The following is a 19709-nucleotide window of genomic DNA, read 5'->3' as shown; positions in this document are numbered from 1 at the left end:
ATATCATCTCTTGTTGTTTAAATAGCCGCATATTGCGGCTATTTCTGTTGCTGCATTAAAATTTCACAAAATAACGCCTTTAGATCTTAATCATGATCAACTTACCGCTCTGGTTTACATTTAAACGCAAATTTTCCTCTCTGGTTGCATTAAAATGCTCACATTATTAATGGATGAAAATTCATAACTCAATCTCAATTCTAACAAGCGAGAATGTAATGACAGCCTTAAACAACCAGAACCTCCTACAACTTCGTTTTGTAAGCCAATCACATATTGACGCAGTAAAGCCTTCTTTTGCTAATTTACCCGCTAACCCATACGCAGATGGCGCATTTCGTAAACGTCGCTATTCGGTAATTAAAGTGGTTGATGGCGAATTAAAATTACAACCAACAAAAGCATTTGTTCAAGATGATTCAATCAATACGTTTCAAGGTAATGTAGAGCGTACCTATGAGAATCTTGAAGACAGCTTATTAGCCAGTGATGGCATGAAGCAAATTGTTCATCAATTCCGTGAAATGACCGGCATCAGTGCTGACCGTGATATTGAAATTCATCAATTTAGAATGCTTGCGATCGACAGTGACACACCTGCTGCACCTGAAGGGGTTCATCAAGATGGTTTCGACCATGTATGTGTCTGTGGTGTATCACATGAAAATCTCGAAGGCGGTGAGCTACTTGTTTACGAGAATCAACAAGCTGATCCTTGCTTTAAAATGGAAATTAAAGACGGCATGTTCGCACTCATTAATGACCGTGAAGTGTGGCACAACGCAACACCAATGAATAAATTAGATGCAAGCAAAGAGGGTTACCTTGATTGCTTCGTGCTAACTGCGTAAGGAAAATACGATGAACTTAACGCAATTACGTCGTCAATTTCCGGCATTAATGCAAAATGTGGCTGGTACATCGCCAGTTTTCTTAGATGGTCCCGGTGGCTCACAAGTACCGCAGTCTGTTTTAAGTGCCATGAGTGCGTATTTAGGTTATTTCAACTCAAACCTAGGCGGTGCTTTTTTCTCAAGTGATAAAACTGTTGAGCTAATGGCCGATGCTCGCCAAGCAGCGGCAGACTTACTGAATGCGCCTTCTAAAGAGCAAATCGTGTTTGGTGCTAACATGACAAGCCTCACGTTTAGCTTTAGCCGTGCGATTTCTCGAGATTGGACTGCTGATGATGAAATTATTGTCACTAACGCAGATCACTACTCAAATGTATCCTCTTGGCAGCAAGCAGCTGAAGATAAAGGCACATTAGTTAAAACGGCTTTAATTAACGAAGCCGATTGTAGCTTAGATATGGCTCATTTTGAGAGTTTATTATCAAGTAAGACAAAACTCGTTGCCGTGACATATGCATCAAACACCACTGGTTCAATTAACGATATTAAACGAGTTGTCGAGCTTGCCCATACTGTTGGTGCTCTTGTATACGTGGATGCAGTTCACTTTGCACCGCATGAGCTGATTGATGTTCAAGCACTTGATTGTGACTTTTTAGCATGCTCTGCCTATAAGTTTTTTGGTCCTCATTTGGGTCTTGTATACGGTAAGCGTGAGCATTTAGAAGGTTTCACCCCGTATAAAGTAGAACCCGCGAAAGACGTCATCCCAGGCCGTTGGGAGACGGGGACACAAAGCTTTGAAGCTTTAGCTGGCTTAATTGCTGCCGTTGATTACATTGCTGCTATTAGCGAGTTGGATGATAGTCATTCGCGCCGAGAAAAATTAGCGGCTGCTTTTGCTATTACTAAACAACATGAAATGACGCTCAGTAAGCATTTCTTAACTCGCTTAGCCGATTACTCACGTATTAAATTGTTTGGTATTAATGACGTTGCGCGCTTATCAATGCGTACTCCAACCTTTGCATTAATCTTTGAAGGCATTGAACCGCGTGTTGTATCTGAATTTTTAGGTAAACATCACATTTGTGTCTGGGATGGCAACTTTTATGCACAAGGTTTATGCAAGCAATTAGGTGTATTAGACACAGGGGGTGTAGTGCGTATTGGTTGTATGCATTACAACACAATTGAAGAGCTTGATCAGGTGTTCGATTTGTTTGATCAGTTATTAAAAATAAATTAATACCTTTAAACATGATGCTACAACGTGGTTGTAGCATCATTTTCTTGTGACTTTATTTTACAGCGCTTTAAAACGAATCGCGACACCACCACTTGTGGCAAGTTTTAAAGTGAGTTTATCGCTTGCAGACACAATGCGTTTCTCTACTTTTAAGTCGTAGGGATTGTTAACCCATTCAGCTTTATCGCCATCACGGTAAATTTGCGCCTCAAAGCGTTTACCTTTCTCTAAAAAGTCGAGTTTAACTTGCAGTGTACGTGCATTTTCATCAGTGACAGCACCTAGGTACCAGTCATTGCCTGAATAGTGATCGCGTTTACGCTCTTTGCGCGCAAAGACAACGTAATCACCTACTTCACCTTGAAGCGCAATACTGTGTTGCCAATCTGTAGGCACATCTTGAATAAATTGGAACGCATCCGGTTTTGCTAAGTAATTGCGTGGTAAGTCAGCAGCCATTTGAATAGGGCTGTACAGTACTACGTATAACGCCAGTTGCTTTGCAAGTGTTGTTTGTGGACGATTACTATCAGCACCCAACCCATTGAAACCCATATCAAAAATACCAGGGGTGAAATCCATTGGTCCCGCTAACATACGTGTGAAGGCAAGCATTGGAATATGCTCCGGTGGATTAGGCGGTGTGCCCCAAGCATTAAACTCTTGGCCTCGCGCGCCTTCACGTGCAATCCAGTTTGGATAAGTGCGGCGTAAGCCAGTATCTTTAATGGGTTCGTGAGTGTTGATGCTGATTTTGTGCTTTGCTGCAAGTTTCACGTTATAAAGGTATTCATTCACCATGAATTGACCATCGTGCCACTCTTTACGCACTATGCCATTTTCATCAACACGTTTAATATTGCCACCGTCTGCAACATAGCCCGTTTTTACTTGGCTTACGTTTGATTTTTCATACAGTGCAAAGGCATCTTCCATTTGGTTACGATAATTAGTGACATTCCCCGAGGTTTCGTGATGACCAATTAGCTGTACACCTTTCTCTTTGGAGTAGCGAGTAAGCTCTGCAATATCAAAGTCGTCATAGGGTTTGGTAAAACTAAATACATCACCGTTATAGAACCAGTCGCCATCCCAACCAATGTTCCACCCCTCGACAAGTACACCATCAAAACCATATTGTGCGGCAAAGTCCATATAGTATTTGGTGTTTGCGGTCGTTGCGCCGTGAATTTTTCCACTTCCCCACGTATTTTCATTAATATGCATACCCCACCAAATACCCACATATTTACCGGGCTTAACCCAAGATACATCACCGAGTTTATTTGGTTCATTAAGGTTGAGAATGATGTCAGAGTTAATTAAATCAACCGCTTCATCCCCAATTTGAATAGTACGCCACGGCGTGTTGAATGCGCCATGTTTCTTAACGGCAACCCCATCGGACCACGGTGTTAAGTCAGCTTGGAAAGTACCATCACGGCGTTGGTTTAATACCATACCCGCGTAATCGACCAGCGCAGCTTCGTGGATGCTGATATGAACACCTTCTTTGTTTTTAATAGTAAACGGAGTGTGTACTAAAGGGGCTTTGTGAACAGGCGTGGTGTTATAAACATATTCGTACCGATTCCAACCGCGAGCAGGTATCCACCATGCAGTTGCATTGGCTGAATCGGTGATTGCAAATTCAGTGAGCTCTTTGGTGATCTCTACATCTTCAAAACCTGATTGATTCGGTAGTTCGTAGCGAAAACCGACCCCATCATTAAAGGCACGAAAACGCACGGTAAAGGTGCCACCTTGGGGTTGTGGCTTTTTAAAGGTGACAGCAACTTCGTTGTGGTTATCAACTACCGTTTGGCGTTCACCCCAAGGTTGTTCCCAGCTGCTTTTTACAGAATTAGTCGTTTGGCTGCTAATTTTATAGCCTTCACTCATTGCAGGTTGTTGTTTAAAAACAAGTCCTAAAACAGAGTGTGCAATAACTTGCTTTCCCGCAAAGCTGATTTCATAGCTAGGGGTGTGTTGTTCATCAGAAATCGTGACTTTAATTTGCCCATCAGGCGAACTGACCGTGGTAGTGTGTGCTAAACACGTCCCTGAGAAGGCTGCGAGTAGTAAGGCTGTATATTTCATTATTATTCCTTGGCGATGCAGAATATGGATTGTTGTCGTATATGTTCCTATAAGCTTTAAGCATAAATTGACTTGCCTGCTAATACGAGTGATCTGCATACGTATTCAATTTTCAGGTTGTAATAGCCGCCTTAATTAAATCGCCTCATTTTGTATTTTTAATTTCGCACACTTTTACTATTTTTCTACTAAGATCTTAAGGAATGAGCTGGTTTCGAATTTGAATTAGGAAAACGTATGAAGTTACAGAGTATTCGTGTCAAAAGTTCACTGCCCATTGTGTTGCTTGGGGTCGCTATTATTATATTAATAGCTGGCTACAGTTATTTAATTAACTTACAAAAAGAAGCCATAGATACGCAATCGGAGCGATTTTTAAATGCGGTGTCAGTTATCGTGAATGCAGATCGAGATTTGTATCAAGCGAAAGTGGCAGAGCTGCATTTAGTGACAATGGATAAAGGTGATCAGTCTTTTCTAGCGGAACATCAAGAAAATGCTGACCAAGTGCAAGAGCGCTTTGAACAATATTTATCTTACATGTCACCTTATCCAGAAGTGTTAGCACAGTTTCGTAATTTTAATAGTGCTTTTGATGCATGGTATTCGGCATCGACAGCCTATATTAATAGCGCAACCAGTGCGTCTCAAAGTCAAATGGCAGAACAGTCCTTTTCGGCGCTTCGTGACATTTTAGATAAAGCGGGTGAGGTGGCAGAACAAACCTCGCAGTCCGAAACTGAAAAGCTAATGGATAAAATCACAGGTTTTAAAGCATTACTAATGATAATGATTGCCGTGGTATTAGTGGTTGCGGGTTGGTTTAGTTATGTCATTCCACGACAGTTAACGACCCAAATGAATTATGTTACTGAACGAATAAACGAAATTGCGTCTGGTGATGGTGATTTAACTGGGCGTATTAATGTTAAAACCCAAGATGAGTTTGCAGATTTAGCAACCGCGTTTAATCGCTTCTTGGATAATTTACAGCAATTGATAAAAGACATACTCGAACAAGCCAAAGAATTACAAAGTCTCGGGCATGATCTAGATTCGTTTTCAAATCAGAACCATCAGGTTAATCAAAAGCTTAGTCAGGCGTCCGAGTCAATTGTGAGTGCAGTACACGAAATGAGTGTTGCAAGTCGTGAAGTCGCAAATGTGGCACAACAGTCTTCTCATGAAGCAGATAATTCTCAGCAATTGGCTAAGAAGGGGTTATCAGCGGTTGATAATTCCAGTAAGAAAATCGTTGCTTTGTCTGAGAATATGGATCACGCAACGCAGCGCTCTACCGAGTTACAACAAAGCTCAGATAATATAGCGAAGGTACTGGAAGTGATCCGTGCAATCGCAGAGCAAACTAACTTACTGGCACTGAATGCCGCAATCGAAGCTGCGCGTGCCGGTGAGCAAGGTCGGGGCTTTGCAGTGGTTGCCGATGAAGTAAGAACATTGGCAACGCGTACTCAAGAAAGCACGAACGATATTCAAACCATGGTTGAACAATTTGCTTCAAGCGTTGAGCAATCTTTGCAGGCTATAAACAGTGGTAAGCGTTTTGCCGATGAAGCTGTTGAATCATTCACACAAACGAATGACGTGCTTAATGCGATGCAAGCCTCATCGGTAAAAGTGAATGATATGGCAATGCAAACAGCACAAGCCACTGAAGAGCAAACGGCTGTTGCAGATGAAATTAGCCAGAATTTATCTGATTTAAATGATCAAACCCAACAAGGAGGCGGCTTGGCAAGTTCAACACAAGAAGTGGCAAACCGAATGAATCAGCTCACCAATGAGCTAAATCATTTAGTGAACCGTTTTAAGGTGTAATGCCCCTCTGCGTAAACTATTCTAAAGGAATTAAAAAAGGGCTCAGCGAGCCCTTTTTTAATCAATAAACAACCTTACCTTACTTTTTCTCAAAAGCGCGCTTCATGTAGTTAGGTGTTGCTAGTGCGCCGTAGTGAATACCAGCGTTGTAGTATTCAGTTCCTTCAGCTAGTGTATTCGCGTCGTCTTCACGAAAGCCATCAAATGCCTGTGATTTACGTGCAAGAGTAACTGACCATAAACCGCTTGGGTAAATTGGTTGTGGAAATGGCAGCGTTTGTAGGTCATTAAAGCCCACGTCTTTCATCGCGTCACGCATCTCAACTAATAAAGGCATGTGCATAAGCGGTGATTCACTTTGTTGAATGAGTATGCCGCCAGGACGAAGTGCTGTTAAACAACTTGTATAAAAAGCATGGTTGAATAACCCTTCACCAGGGCCCACCGGATCGGTGCCATCAACAATAACCACGTCAATTGATTCTGGTGCAGCTTCACGCATGTATTTAATGCCATCATCAAACATCACTGTGGCACGCGGGTCTTGGTTTGACTCACATAATTCAGGGAAGTATTTAAGCGACATTTGCGTTACAACTTCATCAATATCAATTTGCGTGACGCTTTCAACACCAGGGTGCTTTAATACTTCACGCAATGTGCCGCAGTCACCGCCACCGATAATCACTACATTTTTAGGATTAGGGTGCGCAAGAAGAGCAGGATGGCTGATCATTTCGTGATAAAAAAAGTTCTCACGGCTACTTACCATTGTACAACCGTCAATAATCATAAGATTACCGAAGTCAGTTGTTTCATACATCTCTACTTTTTGAAACGGCGATTGCTGTTCATCAAGCTTTTTGTTTATACGCAGTGAAAAGGCGCTACCATCACGGTCACTAATTTCAGTGAACCAGTTGTTTTGATCTAAATTAGCCATCTTGCTTATACACTTTTAGTTAATGGTAAAAAAGGGGGCAATTCTGCCAGTGCTTGGCCAATTGCTCAATCAAATTTTAATCAGTATAGCGAATATTTTTTATCACTTTGGCATATAGGGCAATTTTTGTTAGCGTGGTAGGCGCGAGCGTATTAAAATGCGCGTTTATATTTAACGAATTTACAGAAGACATGGCCATGACTTGGGGTTTAGACAAAGCACGCGAAACGTATAATGTTGCTCATTGGAGTGACGGTTATTTTGATATTAACGCACAAGGTGAGCTGGTCGCTTACCCTGACGGTGATCAAACTAAATCTGCAATTTCTTTATCTGAACTCACCGAGCAATTTAAGAAACAAGGTCTTACCTTACCTGTTTTAGTTCGCTTTACTGATATCTTGCAAAATCGTGTTGATACGCTGACAAGCGCTTTTACTAAAGCTCGTCAAGCTCGTGATTACCAAGGCACATATACGTGTGTTTACCCAATTAAAGTGAACCAGCAACGATCGGTCGTAACAAAGCTACTTGCTCACCCAAGTGGTTTAGTGGGTCTTGAAGCGGGTTCTAAACCTGAATTAATGGCAATTTTAGGTGTTGCCAAAGAACCGATTACCATTGTTTGTAATGGCTACAAAGACAGTGAATTTTTACGTTTAGCGTGCATCGGTCAAGGTTTAGGTCACAAAGTGCATATTGTGGTAGAAAAACTGTCAGAACTTAGCACCTTATTAGCTGAAATTGATGACTTGGGCATTGAACCATCGATTGGTATTCGTATTCGTTTAAACTCTGTGGGCAAAGGCAAGTGGCAGAACACGGGGGGTGAAAAAGGTAAGTTTGGTTTAACTGCTGGGCAGGTGCTGTCTGCGGTTGAATTACTTCAGTCGCGAAACAAATTACATTTAATGCAATTGGTGCATTTTCATATCGGTTCTCAAATTGCCAATATTCGTGACATTCATCGCGCACTTCGTGAATGTGCACGTCATTTTGCCGAACTAACCCAGTTAGGTGTACCACTTAATACCGTTGATGTAGGTGGGGGTCTAGGCGTTGACTACGAAGGGTCTGGTTCACGTAGTGCGTGTTCTATGAACTACAGTGTTGATGAGTATGCGCGTAATGTTGTGAATGCATTTGCAGAAGTGTGCCAACAACATGACTTAAAGCAGCCTGCAATAATCACCGAATCAGGGCGTGCGCTAACGGCGCATCACGCGGTATTGATTACCGATGTGATTGATGTCGAGCGTGCGCCAAATCATGTAAATCCAACTCCGCCAGAGTCAAACAATGTTTTAGTGCTAGATGAAATGTGGCAATGCTTACAGCGCTTAACACCTCGCATGGCGCTGGAGATTTATCATGATGCAATGCATTTATTTAGCGAAGCACATGATCAATATGTCCATGGTCTTCTGACGATGCTGGAATGGGCGAAGCTTGAGCAACTTTATTTTACTATTTTACATCGCGTTCGCGCTTCACTGAGCGACAATGCGCGTGCACACCGTGAAGTGCTCGACGATTTAAATGAGAAGCTTGCCGATAAGTTGTTTGTTAACTTTTCACTGTTTCAGTCGTTGCCAGATGTGTGGGGGATCCAGCAATTATTCCCTGTAATGCCTGTTGAAAATTTACATAAACCACTCACTCAACGCGCGATCATTCAAGATATTACCTGCGATTCAGACGGTCAAATTCGCAATTATGTTGAGGGAACCGGTATTGAAAGTAGCTTACCTATCCCTGAGTATAAATCAGGTCAGCAGTACCACATTGCCATGTTTTTAGTCGGGGCTTATCAAGAAATCTTAGGCGACTTACATAATTTATTTGGTGATACCGATTCAGTGCACGTAGAGCTGACAGAGGCTGGCTACCAATTAACCAATGCGATTAAAGGCGACAGTGTTAAGGACGTATTAAAGTTCGTTGATTATGATAGCGATATTCTGGCTGCCAACTTCGCAAAACGTGTGGATGAGCTGGAAATTGATGCGCAATCTAAGGCACAATATTTGTCTGAATTAAATGCGGGCCTTGCTGGCTATACGTATTTTGAAGATTAAAGGTTAAAGGAATAAGTAGTAATGTCCGTTATTCGTTGTGTATTGAGTATTTTATTTTACACCCTAAATACGCTGTTTTGGTTCGTGCCTATTTTTTTGTGTGGTTTGGTTAAACTCATTCCAATTAAACCATTACAAAAGTTGATGAGTTGGATTGCTAAGCAATGTGCCACAGTGTGGGTTACGTGCAATGGTATAAACCAAAATGTATTTGCTTCTTATCAACTGAATGTAACGGGCCTTGAGCAACTTCGTTCAAAAGACTGGTACTTAGTGATTGCTAATCATCAAAGCTGGGTTGATATTTTAGTTATGCAGCGTATTTTTAATCGCCGTATCCCGTTTTTAAACTTTTTCTTGAAAAAGGAATTGATATACGTTCCTTTTCTAGGGCTTGCATGGTGGGCGTTAGACTTTCCATTTATGACGCGTACTAGCAAGTCACAGCTTAAGAAAAATCCAAAGTTGCGCGGAAAAGATTTAGAAACAACGCGTAAAGCCTGTGAAAAATTTAAAGAAATGCCTGTAAGCATCGTAAATTTTGTGGAAGGCACGCGCTTCACCGCTGAAAAACATGCGCGTCAAAAGAGCCCTTTTCAGTACTTATTAAAACCGAAAGCGGGTGGTGTGGCGTTTGTTATGCAAGCTATGGGTGAGCAGATCTCAAAAGTTGTAAATGTCACCATTCACTACCCGGGTGGTATTCCAAGTTTTGTGGATTTTGCCAGTGGCCGAGTGAAGCAAATCGATGTTCGCGTTGAAGTGATGGATGTCAGTCCTAATTTAATAGGTGATTACACTGGTGATGCAGACTTTAGAGTGAATTTTCAAGCGGAGTTAAATCGTATTTGGGAAGAGAAAAACCAGCAGCTTGCCCAGTTTGAATCGCAAGCTGAGTAGATGCTGCTGGCACAGCTGAGAGCACACATATGTTAAAGAAATTTTTACCAAATTGGTTAACCGGATTGTTGGTCAGTATTGTGCTGTTTGCCAATGTCATTCTTTGGGGAACCCTTGTGTTGCTGTTTGGTGTGTTGAAACTTATTTTACCATTCAACATCATTAGTCACATTTTGCATGGTGCTTATCGGGGATGGTGCAAAGGAAATCGTTTTGCTCTGTGGCTAGGTTGCCAGAATATTGAAATTAATATTAAAGGCAATGTTAATCGCGATAGCTGGTACTTACTTATTTCTAACCATATGAGTTGGTTAGATATTGTGGTGCTTAGTGCGATTGATGTATTACCGGCGCCAAAGTTTTTTCTAAAAGATGAGCTAAAATATGTGCCTTTCATAGGCACGGGTGCGTGGGCGATGGGAATGCCTTTTATGAAGCGTGTCAGTAAGTCGCAGCTGGCTAAAAACCCAAAGCTTAAAGGCCTTGATGTTGAACGGACCAAGCGAAGCTGTCGTGATTTTCGTAATCACCCAACCACCATTATTAATTTTGTTGAAGGGACACGTTTTACCCCGCAAAAGCATACAAAGCAGAGCAGTCCATTTGGTTATTTACTCAAGCCCAAAGCGGGAGGGATTGCGTTTGCGCTGGAAGTGCTGGGTGAACAGTTTGATGCGTTACTTAATACTTCTATTATTTACCAAGGTGAGGGCAGTCATATTTGTCGCAACTTAATGCGTGGCCGATTAACGCTCATTAAAGTAGATATACATGTGCAGGCTATCAGTGCTGAGATGATTGGTGATTATCAACATGACCGTGAATTTAGAACCGCTTTTCAGCAACGAATCAATGAAATTTGGCTTCAAAAAGACGCGCAATTATTTAATTATTATCAGGCCAAACAAGGTAGTCTGGTAGCAAATATCAGTAAGGAAGTTGAAGCACCATGAAGCAAACTCACCTGCAACAATTGGTTATGCCTTGGTTTGAAGCAATGCCAGATGCGGAGCTTTTCAGTGCGCTGACAGCCACCGCAATTGGTGTGAGTGCTTTATTGCTGGTGTATGTCTTTACTCGGCGCTTAATGCTTCCTGGAATACAAAGTGTTGTAACGCGCCTTTCGCCAGAACGCATTGGTGCATTAGCACCCATGCTAACTAAACTTAATAGACGTTTTGCAGGCACCTTATGTTGCGTGTTGTATTTAGCAACATTCGACAATGTTTACCCTGTCACAGAGGTGGCAGCGTTAGTTTTAAAAACCATTGGTCAAATTGTTCTGATTATTTATGGCGGTTTTATCATCAGCAGCATTGTCAGTATTGCTGGGGGCATTTATAACCAGCTGGAGTTTGCCCGAGAAGTCCCCATACAAGGTTTGATTCAAGTTGTGAAACTGATCACCTTCATGATCTGCGCTATTTTGATCGTCAGTATATTACTTGAAAAGTCGCCCACCTATATTTTATCTGGTTTTGGTGCCATTGCAGCGGTGACCTTGTTAGTGTTTAAGGACACTATTTTGGGGTTTGTTGCCAGTATTCAAATTGCTGCTAATCGCTTAGTTACTTATGGTGATTGGATTCAAGTTGATAGCTATGGCGCTGATGGTGAGGTTATCGACCTTGGTTTGAACACGGTAAAAGTGCGTAACTGGGATAACACGATTACCACCATTCCTACCTACATGTTGGTGGCCGGTTCATTTAAAAATTGGCGGGGTATGCAGGAGTCGGGTGGTCGTCGAATTAAACGCTCTTTAAATATAGATATGAACAGCATTCGTTTAGTTGATGAGGCTTTCCATACGCAAATAAATAGCGCGATACCTCTGCACGACTACATTCGTGTGACAACGTTACCTGATCCTGTTACGAATTTAGGTTTATTTCGTCGTTATGCTGAAGGATACTTGAAACAGCATGAAAGAATTAACCGTGATTTGACCCTCATGGTGCGAGAACTTCAGCCATTTAATCATGGCTTACCAATTGAGTTTTATTGCTTTAGCGAAGACAAACGTTGGATATCGTACGAACATCTACAAGCAGAGATCATGGATCACCTGCTTGCAGTATTGCCTATTTTTGGATTGCGCCCATATCAGAGTGTGACGGGGCAATTTTCGGCTAATGAGCAGCATGTCGTAGATAAACCAAGTATTAAAGTGGTTAACGCGGCGCCTAAAAGTAAAGACTAGAGCGACTGCACTGCCAAAGCGATACCAATAAAGCCAAGTAATAACCACCAAATAGGGGGCTTAGCGACCCTTAACCATGTGAAGGCTGTAACCACTAATACAATCTGCCATATGTTGTTGATTGTGCTGAGCCAAATCGGCGAGTAGAGTGCTGCTGCTAAAAACCCGACTACCGCAGCATTGAGAGCGGCAATACTGCCAGCAAAGCGTGGTTTATCAGCCAATTGTAGCCAGCTTTTTAAAAATGCAAGCATCAATAAAAAGCCCGGTAAAAAAATCAATAGCGTCGCAATAAGTGCTCCCAATAGGGGAGAATGAGGTGTCAGTTCAGCCCCTAAGTAGGTCGCTATTGTAAACATAGGGCCAGGAATTGCTTGAGCACTGGCATAGGCTGACAAAAACTGCTCGGTTTCAAGGCTTGGTATGCTTGCTTGCAAAATAGGTAGCACAACGTGCCCCCCACCAAACACCATTGCCCCTGTTTGATAAAATGGAGCAAATAGTGAGGACCACTCGCCAAAGGGTAAAAAGCTCGCGATAAGCAGTACTGCAAAAATGATAAAAGGTAACCACGATACTTTAACGGGTTTACTTACATTCTCATGCTGAGGGAGTTTATGTTGTGGATAAAGCCAGCCAATAATCGCAGCTATAATTAACACAAAAATTTGGCTGGAAAACTGTGAAAAAATAATCAACGATAACGTGCTTAATACCGCGATAAGTTTAAGTAAATGTGTTTTACAAAAGCTCACCGCCATACTGTAAGTTGCATCAGCGACAATAACGATGGCAAATAATTTAAGTCCCGCAATAACAGCAAAATAAATGTTACCAAATTGGTGGGCACTCAGTGCCAAAAAAAACATAATTAAAAAAGACGGTAGAGTAAACCCAATAAAGGCACACAAACCGCCCAATAGACCGCCTTTCTCAACCCCAATCGCAAAGCTTACTTGGCTTGAACCCGGACCCGGTAATGCTTGGCTTAAGCTTATTAGTTGTGCGTAGCGCTCGCTATTTAACCATTTTAAGTTATCGACAAAGTGACGTTTAAAATAGCCTAAGTGCGCTGCGGGGCCACCGAAACTCATGCAGCCTAATAAAAAAAATTGCTTAAATATAACTAGTAACATTGTTTTCGCCATCGAATCTAATCACCTAATTATGACAAATTTCTATGACATTTTTGTGGTTTTTATGACATACACATCGCTAGGATATATAGTAAGGTATGAACGTAGTAACGAGTAACCCTATGAGACTGAGTATCGTAAGCCTATTATTAGTACTTATATCAAGCTCCTTGTATGCAGAACCTGTGCAGAGGGTTATTGTTGCGGTTGATCATTCTCCTCCCTACGGCGTTGTGTCTGAAAAAGGGCATGTGAGTGGCGCGGTGGTCGATATTATGCGTGAGCTGCAACGTACCATACCGATGAAATTAGAATTTGTCGCTTGCCCATTTTCTCGCTGTTTAAAAATGCTCGAACAAAATGAAGTGGATGTGATGGGCGGGTTAATTCGTACCAGCGAGCGTGAGCAAAAAATGCAGTTTATGTCTCCTCCGTACATGATGTTGTCTTCTTCTTTTGGGTTCTATGCAAGAGCAGACCGTGACATCGTTATAAATCGTTACCAAGACTTGCTAGGAAAGCGCATCGCGGTCATGCGAGGAGCCGCTTATTTTTCGCGTTTTGATAATGACAGCTCACTCACTAAAGTGGAGGCTTTGAGTGAAGGTAATGCGTTTGAAATGCTGCTTAAAGATCGCGTCGAACTCGTTATTTCAGTTGAAGATACCGCGGATCATGCCTCGGGTTATTTACAACTCCCTTCACAGCAGATCGTCAAAATGCCTTATCGCTATAAAGACATTATTTACGGCCATATGGCTGTTAGTAAACAGTTTGCCGACACCTCGTTAGCAAAGGAAATTCAATCTCAGTTACACGCTCTTGTACGTAATGGACGTTTAACAGAATTAGTTAAAGCGTATAACCTACCAGCTGTTACACTTATTAAAGAGAACTATTAACCTAATGTTCATGATTTAGTGTTCATAATTGTTAATAGATCAAAATTACTAAATGCCATGGAGAGACACATGAGTTTCAGCAAGTCGATTTTAACAGTGGGTGTTTTAGCCGTTTTATTAACGGGGTGTGAAACAACTAACACAGGTAAAGGTGCTGCAATCGGTGCCGCAACAGGTGCGGTATTAGGTAAAGCAACAGGCGATCATGATGATAAGCGTATCTTTATTGGTGCGGCCATTGGTGCGTTAGCGGGTGCTGCTGTCGGTGACTACATGGATAAGCAAGAAGAAGCATTCCGTGACGAGCTAGCAGGCTCGGGTGTTGAAGTGGTACGTGAAGGCGATAATATTCGCTTAGTTATGCCATCAAACATCACTTTTGCGACAGATCAATCTTATATCTCATCAGGCTTTCACAGCACCCTTGATGCCATTGCACAAGTGATGAACAAATACGAAAAAACCTACTTAAGTGTTGAAGGTCACACTGATAGCACAGGTAAAGACAGCTATAACATGACACTGTCGCAGCAACGTGCGCAAAGTGTTAAAGATTATTTAGTTAATCATCAAATTATGTCGGCACGTATTAGCACACGTGGCTATGGCGAAACACGCCCTGTAGCGAGTAATGATACAGCCAATGGTCGTGCTTTAAACCGCCGTGTAGAGATTCAAATCGTACCAAACACACAAGGTTAGGCTTAATGTAGTCTAGATTTGTGGTCAGGTTTGATATGCCCTTTCAAACCTGACATCCTTCCTTGAATATTAATCTCGATTAAATTGCAATTCGCAAAGCTGCTTATACAGTGGGTTACTGGTCAATAGCTGCTGGTGTGTACCTGTCGCTATAATTTCACCCTTGTCCATTACCACGATGACGTCTGCATGTTTTACGGTGGCTAAGCGGTGGGCAATAATGAGTGTTGTTCTGTCTTTCATTAAGTGCTCGAGTGCCGCTTGCACATGAGACTCGCTTTGTGCATCAAGTGCGCTGGTTGCTTCATCGAGTAATAAAATAGCTGGGTCCTTTAAAATAGCGCGAGCAAGCACAATCCGCTGCTTTTGCCCACCAGAAAGACGTACCCCTTGTTCACCTAAAAAGCTGTGATAGCCCTGCGGTAGCTGCGTGATAAATTCATCGGCGTGTGCATATTTGGCTGCCGTGAATACCTGCTCGTCACTCGCATGGGGATTGCCATAGCGAATGTTATGCATAACATCGCAGCTAAACAAAATGGGGTTTTGTGCCACCATGCCCATTTGTTGGCGTAAACAGTGAAGGGATAATTCTTTAATATTAATGCCAGCTAATGAAATACTCCCTGCGCTCGGATCGTAAAATCGTTGCAATAATTCAAATAATGTTGTTTTGCCTGCACCAGAGGGACCAACAATGGCGACTGTTTGGCCCTGTTTTACTTCCAAATTAAGTGTACTAAGTGCTGCTTTATCGGGTCTAGATGGATAGTTAAATGATACATTGTCAAAACGAATAGCAGGATGGTCAGCTTTATTTAATTCGAGCTGATCATCTTTATTGTGTGCGGGGTTTTGAATCATACTTTCAACAGCGAGCAGCTCTAACAGTCTTGCTGCCGCACCTGCTGCGCGTTGTAACTCACCGTACACTTCGGCAACTGTTGCAACCGACATAGCCACCATAATGGCATAGAATACAAAGGCACCTAGCTCGCCGCCCGTCATGGTACCCGCGAGCACATCACTGCCGCCTACCCAAAGCATCACGCTGATGGCACTAAAGGTTAGAAAGATCACTGCAGCAATTAAAAGTGAGCGTTGTTTAATACGACTTTTTGCGACTAAAAATGCTTTATTCGTTTCTTCAGCAAAAGCCGCTTTTTCGCGCGCTTCATGACTAAAACTTTGTACGACCTTAATATTTTGAATAATTTCGCCTGCATAAGTACTGATATCGGCAATGGCATCTTGGCTCGAACTTGCTAGTTTACGCACTTTACGACCAAAAATTAGCATAGGAACTAACACCATAGGTACACAGGCAACGACCACTAAGGTTAGTTTTAAATTAGTAATTAGCAGCATAGCAAGGCCACCCACTAACATTAAGCTGCTACGAAGCGCCATAGAAAATGATGAGCCAATAATCGATTGCAGCAATGTGGTGTCGGTGGTGAGTCGTGACATCAGCTCGCCGCTACGGTTTTCTTCAAAGTAGCTTGGGTGTAACGTTACAATTCGCTCGAAAATCGCGTTACGAATATCATTACTGACTCGTTCACCTATCCACGACATTAAATAAAAACGACAAAATGTGCCGATTGCTAATAGGCTGATAAGGCCAATAAGAACCATCACTGCTTGTTGAAGTTGTTCTTGAGAGCCTGCAATAAAGCCATGATCAATAACAAACTTCACTCCTTGGCCGAGTGACAAGTTAACGCCTGCGGTGAGTAATAATGCCCCAAGGGCTGCAAATACCACCCATTTGTAGGGCTTAATAAACGCTAAAACGGGTAACAGGCTACTGAACGCGGCCTTTTCTTTGTTAATTGCCATGCTAGATTCTTATTTGTGAATAGGGTATAGATATGGTTATCATCGCTTTAAAAATCAACAGTAAAATAAGGGATTAGTATGGAATCAACAGTGATAAGCGGTCAATTTAACGTGAAATTAAACCCAATTGGGGGGTATGCGACAGGTCAAGATGGCGTGAATCTTGGCCGTATGTCGATAGATAAAACGTTTACAGGCGCTCTGGAAGCAACTAGCCAAGGAGAGATGCTGAGCGCAATGACGGCAACCCAAGGCAGTGCAGGATATGTTGCTATTGAACAAGTGGTTGGTAGTCTGAATGGCAAACAAGGTAGCTTTGTATTACAACATTTTGGCACCATGGATAAAGGCACAGACAGGTTAATTTTAGAAGTCGTGCCAGATTCAGGCGCTGGTGAATTGGTGGGGCTTACGGGTAAAATGGCAATCCGCATTGAGGCGGGAATTCATTACTATGATTTTGAGTATGAGTTAACAAGCTAATATGCAAAAAATTATTGAATTTAAAAAGAAACGTTTTCTGGGTGGACTTGATATCACTGCGTTAAATCAGAAAGTGTACGAGTTAGGCCAATCTGGCTGGCAGGTTAAAACAATCACCACAGCCACCGGTTTTTATGGTCAAATAACGGCCGTTTTATTGTTAGTAGAGAATAATGAATTATGACACTCACAGAGTGGTTGAGTTTAGTGTTAATTTGTATCATGGGTGCTATGTCGCCAGGGCCAAGTTTAGCGGTTGTGTTAAAGCATAGCCTTCACGGTGGTATGAAAAACGGCATGCTGGCGGCCGTGAGTCATGGTGTGGGAGTGGGGTTTTATGCGAGCGCCTCTTTGCTTGGATTAGGTGCACTGATGACCAAGTTACCTACACTTTATAACGTACTCGTGTATGGTGGTGCCGCCTACCTTGCTTATTTAGGTATACGTATATTACTGGCAAAACCCAGTTCGCAAGCCGTGAAAGTTGAACAAGCCATACCTAGTCAACGCGCTGCGTTACAAGATGGTTTTGCTATTGCGTTTTTGAACCCCAAACTTGCGGTGTTCTTTTTAGCGCTCTTCTCACAGTTTATTGACCCAGAAAATCTCACGTTACAGGTTGGCTTGATCATGTGCTTAACTGTATTTGTACTGGATACTGGCTGGTATTTGTTGGTTGCCTTACTCACAGAAATATCAAAAAAGCGCTTTGGTTTTACTAAAGCGAATCCACTTTTTGAAAAACTACTCGGCATGATCTTTATCGCACTTGCAGTGCGTGTCGTGATAACACTTTAAAGCTCTCTATTGCTCCTCTCTCAATAGTAAAACGTGAGAGGAGCTCCTGCTTATCCCCAGGAAACGTATAGTGCATACGTATTCATCACACAATATTTACCTTTTGGTTACACTTTGTTGGTTGTTTTTTGACAACAAGAATAAACATAACGCCTCCAATGACAACAGAGTGGGAATCCAATGGGGAAATTTAAGCTAAGTGCATTAATGCTGGCAATGGTTGCAGCAAACAGTGCTATGGCAGCGAATGAAGCAGAACGCACATCTGCAAAGGAACTTGATCCTGAGCTTGAAGTAATCGAAGTGCGCGGCTTTAGTCGCAGCTTAATTCAATCATTAAACCAAAAACGTTTTAGTGACACCGTATCAGAGCAGTTATCTGCTGATGACTTAGGTGCACTTCCCGATGTATCTATGGCAGATGCATTAACACGACTACCGGGTATTTCGGCGGTACGAACAGGTGGCCAAGCTGCCGAAATTAATATTCGAGGTTTATCTGGTGGATTCGTGTTTTCGACTCTCAATGGTCGAGAACAAGTATCGACCAGTGGTAGCCGTAGTATTGAGTTCGATCAGTATCCGTCTGAGTTAATTAGTTCGGCAGCTGTGTATAAGTCACCCAAAGCATCATTAATCGAAGGGGGCGTTGCCGGTACTGTTGAGTTACAAACAGCCAGCCCACTGGATAATGACCAGCAACACAAATTTACCGCTAATGTGCGCGGTATGTATAACGATCGTGCTTCAGAGGTTTTTGATGCCACTGAATATGGCGACCGTATTAGCTTTTCTTATCAGGGTAAGTTCTTTGATGATACCCTCGGTGTAGCGTTAGGTTATGCTCGCTTATTCCAACCTAGTGTTGCCACCCAGTTTATCGGTCTAGCATATAACGGTAATAAAGATGTTGACGGACTTGCAAATGACATCGATGGCCCTGCAGATAACCCCGCTAATGAATATATCAGTGAAGGTTTCGAGCTTCAGCATTTAGGTGGTGAAGAAACGCGTAATGGCTATTTAACATCGATTGAATGGGCACCAACCGATAACTTTAAACTGAAAGGTGATGCGTTTTTATCTCGTTTTGATAGCGAATCATTTGCCCGTGGTTTTCGGGTTAAATTTGGTGGCCCCTCAGCTGTCTATGCGAACCCCTTACTTGACGGCAATGCGGTAATCGGTGGGGCAATCAACCGCACATCAAATAGCTTTACCCGTGTTGAAATAGTCAATGATGATAATCAAGATTTTGATGAAGTTGATAGCTATGGAATTAACGCCGATTGGCAAGTAACCGAGCGCTTGAATGTCAATGCTGATGTGTCGTTATCACGCGCGAAGAGCAGGGCAACCGCATACTTTTACCCAAAAATAAGCTCTGCTCTGAATTCATCGGCCCAGCCAGCCATTTTGAGTTTGCTTCTCATGCTGGCTTTCTTGGGGTGTAAACGAGCCATATTCAAACAAAATCGCCTAATCACTCCGACATTTTCCGCTCCGTCCTCTTTGCGTATTCGGCTATCATCTTCTTTAAACGTCACGTCTAACACCCAGTGGACTTTATTTTCGACTTCCCAGTGTGCTCGGATAGCCTGGTTGACCGCAGCGGGGTCAATATCCAGTGAACTGATGTAATATTGCGTTTCAGTGCTCACCTCTTTGTCTTTAAGGTGG

The 19709-nt window shown here is 42.4% G+C and carries 17 protein-coding genes and 1 pseudogene; 13 read left to right on the top strand and 5 right to left on the bottom strand.

Annotation, left to right across the window (positions count from 1 at the left end):
- Positions 1 to 218: 218 nt before the first annotated feature.
- Together BM378_RS19600 and BM378_RS19595 are read left to right on the top strand one after the other, a co-directional pair.
- Positions 219 to 851, top strand: a complete 633-nt coding sequence (locus tag BM378_RS19600; protein ID WP_074989840.1) for a 2OG-Fe dioxygenase family protein — start codon at positions 219 to 221, stop codon at positions 849 to 851.
- A 10-nt stretch (positions 852 to 861) separates the two neighbouring features.
- The gene (locus tag BM378_RS19595) at positions 862 to 2103 is read left to right on the top strand and encodes a cysteine desulfurase-like protein (RefSeq protein WP_074989839.1); all 1242 of its coding nucleotides are present in this window, start codon (positions 862 to 864) and stop codon (positions 2101 to 2103) included.
- 57 nt (positions 2104 to 2160) lie between these two features.
- On the opposite strand, the gene BM378_RS19590 is transcribed toward BM378_RS19595, so the two are convergent.
- Positions 2161 to 4203, bottom strand: coding sequence for a glycoside hydrolase family 97 protein (locus BM378_RS19590; RefSeq protein ID WP_074989838.1), 2043 nt, complete (start codon positions 4201 to 4203; stop codon positions 2161 to 2163).
- Between the two features lie 237 nt (positions 4204 to 4440).
- Between BM378_RS19590 and BM378_RS19585 the strand changes: the two genes are divergently transcribed.
- Positions 4441 to 6042 carry a methyl-accepting chemotaxis protein gene (locus BM378_RS19585; RefSeq protein WP_074989837.1) on the top strand — a complete coding sequence of 534 codons (1602 nt, stop codon included), beginning with the start codon at positions 4441 to 4443 and terminating at the stop codon, positions 6040 to 6042.
- 79 nt (positions 6043 to 6121) lie between these two features.
- Here BM378_RS19585 and speE read toward each other — a convergent pair whose 3' ends face one another.
- The gene (gene speE / locus BM378_RS19580; protein ID WP_074989836.1) at positions 6122 to 6985 is read right to left on the bottom strand and encodes a polyamine aminopropyltransferase; all 864 of its coding nucleotides are present in this window, start codon (positions 6983 to 6985) and stop codon (positions 6122 to 6124) included.
- A gap of 197 nt (positions 6986 to 7182) precedes the next feature.
- Here speE and speA point away from each other — a divergent pair, with 197 nt between their 5' ends.
- From speA to BM378_RS19560, 4 genes are read left to right on the top strand one after another with little or no spacing between them, the layout of a single operon-like run.
- Positions 7183 to 9063: a biosynthetic arginine decarboxylase gene (speA, locus tag BM378_RS19575; RefSeq protein WP_036974291.1), complete on the top strand. Its 1881-nt coding sequence runs from the start codon at positions 7183 to 7185 to the stop codon at positions 9061 to 9063.
- 21 nt (positions 9064 to 9084) lie between these two features.
- Entirely contained in the window at positions 9085 to 9963 is an 879-nt protein-coding gene (gene yihG / locus BM378_RS19570; protein WP_036974093.1) for a 1-acylglycerol-3-phosphate O-acyltransferase, YihG family, read from the top strand.
- 29 nt (positions 9964 to 9992) lie between these two features.
- On the top strand, positions 9993 to 10916 hold the full coding sequence (gene yihG, locus BM378_RS19565) for a 1-acylglycerol-3-phosphate O-acyltransferase, YihG family (protein WP_074989835.1): 924 nt from the start codon (positions 9993 to 9995) through the stop codon (positions 10914 to 10916).
- The gene (locus BM378_RS19560) at positions 10913 to 12166 is read left to right on the top strand and encodes a mechanosensitive ion channel family protein (protein ID WP_065978380.1); all 1254 of its coding nucleotides are present in this window, start codon (positions 10913 to 10915) and stop codon (positions 12164 to 12166) included. The genes yihG (BM378_RS19565) and BM378_RS19560 overlap by 4 nt, the downstream gene beginning before the upstream one ends.
- Here BM378_RS19560 and chrA read toward each other — a convergent pair.
- On the bottom strand, positions 12163 to 13302 hold the full coding sequence (gene chrA / locus BM378_RS19555) for a chromate efflux transporter (RefSeq protein ID WP_036974289.1): 1140 nt from the start codon (positions 13300 to 13302) through the stop codon (positions 12163 to 12165). The two genes, BM378_RS19560 and chrA, sit on opposite strands and share 4 nt — an antisense overlap.
- Before the next feature lie 98 nt (positions 13303 to 13400).
- Between chrA and BM378_RS19550 the strand changes: the two genes are divergently transcribed.
- Together BM378_RS19550 and BM378_RS19545 are read left to right on the top strand one after the other, a co-directional pair.
- Positions 13401 to 14204, top strand: coding sequence for a substrate-binding periplasmic protein (locus BM378_RS19550; RefSeq protein WP_051501976.1), 804 nt, complete (start codon positions 13401 to 13403; stop codon positions 14202 to 14204).
- Positions 14205 to 14273: 69 nt separating this feature from the next.
- Positions 14274 to 14906 (top strand): YiaD family glycine zipper/OmpA-like lipoprotein, encoded by a 633-nt coding sequence (locus tag BM378_RS19545; RefSeq protein WP_036974089.1) that lies wholly within the window; start codon positions 14274 to 14276, stop codon positions 14904 to 14906.
- A 69-nt stretch (positions 14907 to 14975) separates the two neighbouring features.
- Here BM378_RS19545 and BM378_RS19540 read toward each other — a convergent pair whose 3' ends face one another.
- A complete protein-coding gene (locus BM378_RS19540) occupies positions 14976 to 16748 on the bottom strand; it encodes an ABC transporter transmembrane domain-containing protein (RefSeq protein WP_074989834.1) in 1773 nt (590 codons plus the stop codon).
- A gap of 78 nt (positions 16749 to 16826) precedes the next feature.
- On the opposite strand from BM378_RS19540, the gene BM378_RS19535 reads away from it, so the two are divergent.
- The 4 genes and pseudogenes from BM378_RS19535 to BM378_RS19520 all read left to right on the top strand — a co-directional run.
- On the top strand, positions 16827 to 17231 hold the full coding sequence (locus tag BM378_RS19535; protein WP_036974086.1) for a DUF3224 domain-containing protein: 405 nt from the start codon (positions 16827 to 16829) through the stop codon (positions 17229 to 17231).
- Between the two features lies 1 nt (position 17232).
- Complete coding sequence (locus BM378_RS19530) at positions 17233 to 17415, top strand: hypothetical protein (protein WP_036974085.1); 183 nt, start codon at positions 17233 to 17235, stop codon at positions 17413 to 17415.
- A complete protein-coding gene (locus BM378_RS19525; protein WP_036974083.1) occupies positions 17412 to 18029 on the top strand; it encodes a LysE family translocator in 618 nt (205 codons plus the stop codon). The genes BM378_RS19530 and BM378_RS19525 overlap by 4 nt, the downstream gene beginning before the upstream one ends.
- Positions 18030 to 18209: 180 nt before the next feature.
- A pseudogene (locus BM378_RS19520) lies at positions 18210 to 19379 on the top strand (TonB-dependent receptor plug domain-containing protein); the annotation flags it as partial.
- Positions 19380 to 19396: 17 nt separating this feature from the next.
- On the opposite strand, the gene BM378_RS20765 reads toward BM378_RS19520, so the two are convergent.
- Positions 19397 to 19690, bottom strand: coding sequence for an ISAs1 family transposase (locus BM378_RS20765; protein WP_083422948.1), 294 nt, complete (start codon positions 19688 to 19690; stop codon positions 19397 to 19399).
- Positions 19691 to 19709 lie beyond the last annotated feature (19 nt).

Origin of the sequence: Pseudoalteromonas lipolytica, assembly GCF_900116435.1 — a bacterium.
Lineage (GTDB): Bacteria > Pseudomonadota > Gammaproteobacteria > Enterobacterales > Alteromonadaceae > Pseudoalteromonas > Pseudoalteromonas lipolytica.
This window is presented reverse-complemented; position numbering and strand designations above follow the sequence as displayed.

Coding starts and splice junctions, on each gene's coding strand:
- speA (WP_036974291.1), top strand. CDS start 7,183: ATGACTTGGGGTTTAGACAAAGCACGCGAAACGTATAATGTTGCTCAT.
- chrA (WP_036974289.1), bottom strand. CDS start 13,302: ATGTTACTAGTTATATTTAAGCAATTTTTTTTATTAGGCTGCATGAGT.
- yihG (WP_036974093.1), top strand. CDS start 9,085: ATGTCCGTTATTCGTTGTGTATTGAGTATTTTATTTTACACCCTAAAT.
- speE (WP_074989836.1), bottom strand. CDS start 6,985: ATGGCTAATTTAGATCAAAACAACTGGTTCACTGAAATTAGTGACCGT.
- BM378_RS19600 (WP_074989840.1), top strand. CDS start 219: ATGACAGCCTTAAACAACCAGAACCTCCTACAACTTCGTTTTGTAAGC.
- BM378_RS19525 (WP_036974083.1), top strand. CDS start 17,412: ATGACACTCACAGAGTGGTTGAGTTTAGTGTTAATTTGTATCATGGGT.
- BM378_RS19545 (WP_036974089.1), top strand. CDS start 14,274: ATGAGTTTCAGCAAGTCGATTTTAACAGTGGGTGTTTTAGCCGTTTTA.
- BM378_RS19560 (WP_065978380.1), top strand. CDS start 10,913: ATGAAGCAAACTCACCTGCAACAATTGGTTATGCCTTGGTTTGAAGCA.
- BM378_RS19585 (WP_074989837.1), top strand. CDS start 4,441: ATGAAGTTACAGAGTATTCGTGTCAAAAGTTCACTGCCCATTGTGTTG.
- BM378_RS19540 (WP_074989834.1), bottom strand. CDS start 16,748: ATGGCAATTAACAAAGAAAAGGCCGCGTTCAGTAGCCTGTTACCCGTT.
- yihG (WP_074989835.1), top strand. CDS start 9,993: ATGTTAAAGAAATTTTTACCAAATTGGTTAACCGGATTGTTGGTCAGT.
- BM378_RS19530 (WP_036974085.1), top strand. CDS start 17,233: ATGCAAAAAATTATTGAATTTAAAAAGAAACGTTTTCTGGGTGGACTT.
- BM378_RS19595 (WP_074989839.1), top strand. CDS start 862: ATGAACTTAACGCAATTACGTCGTCAATTTCCGGCATTAATGCAAAAT.
- BM378_RS19535 (WP_036974086.1), top strand. CDS start 16,827: ATGGAATCAACAGTGATAAGCGGTCAATTTAACGTGAAATTAAACCCA.
- BM378_RS19550 (WP_051501976.1), top strand. CDS start 13,401: ATGAACGTAGTAACGAGTAACCCTATGAGACTGAGTATCGTAAGCCTA.
- BM378_RS19590 (WP_074989838.1), bottom strand. CDS start 4,203: ATGAAATATACAGCCTTACTACTCGCAGCCTTCTCAGGGACGTGTTTA.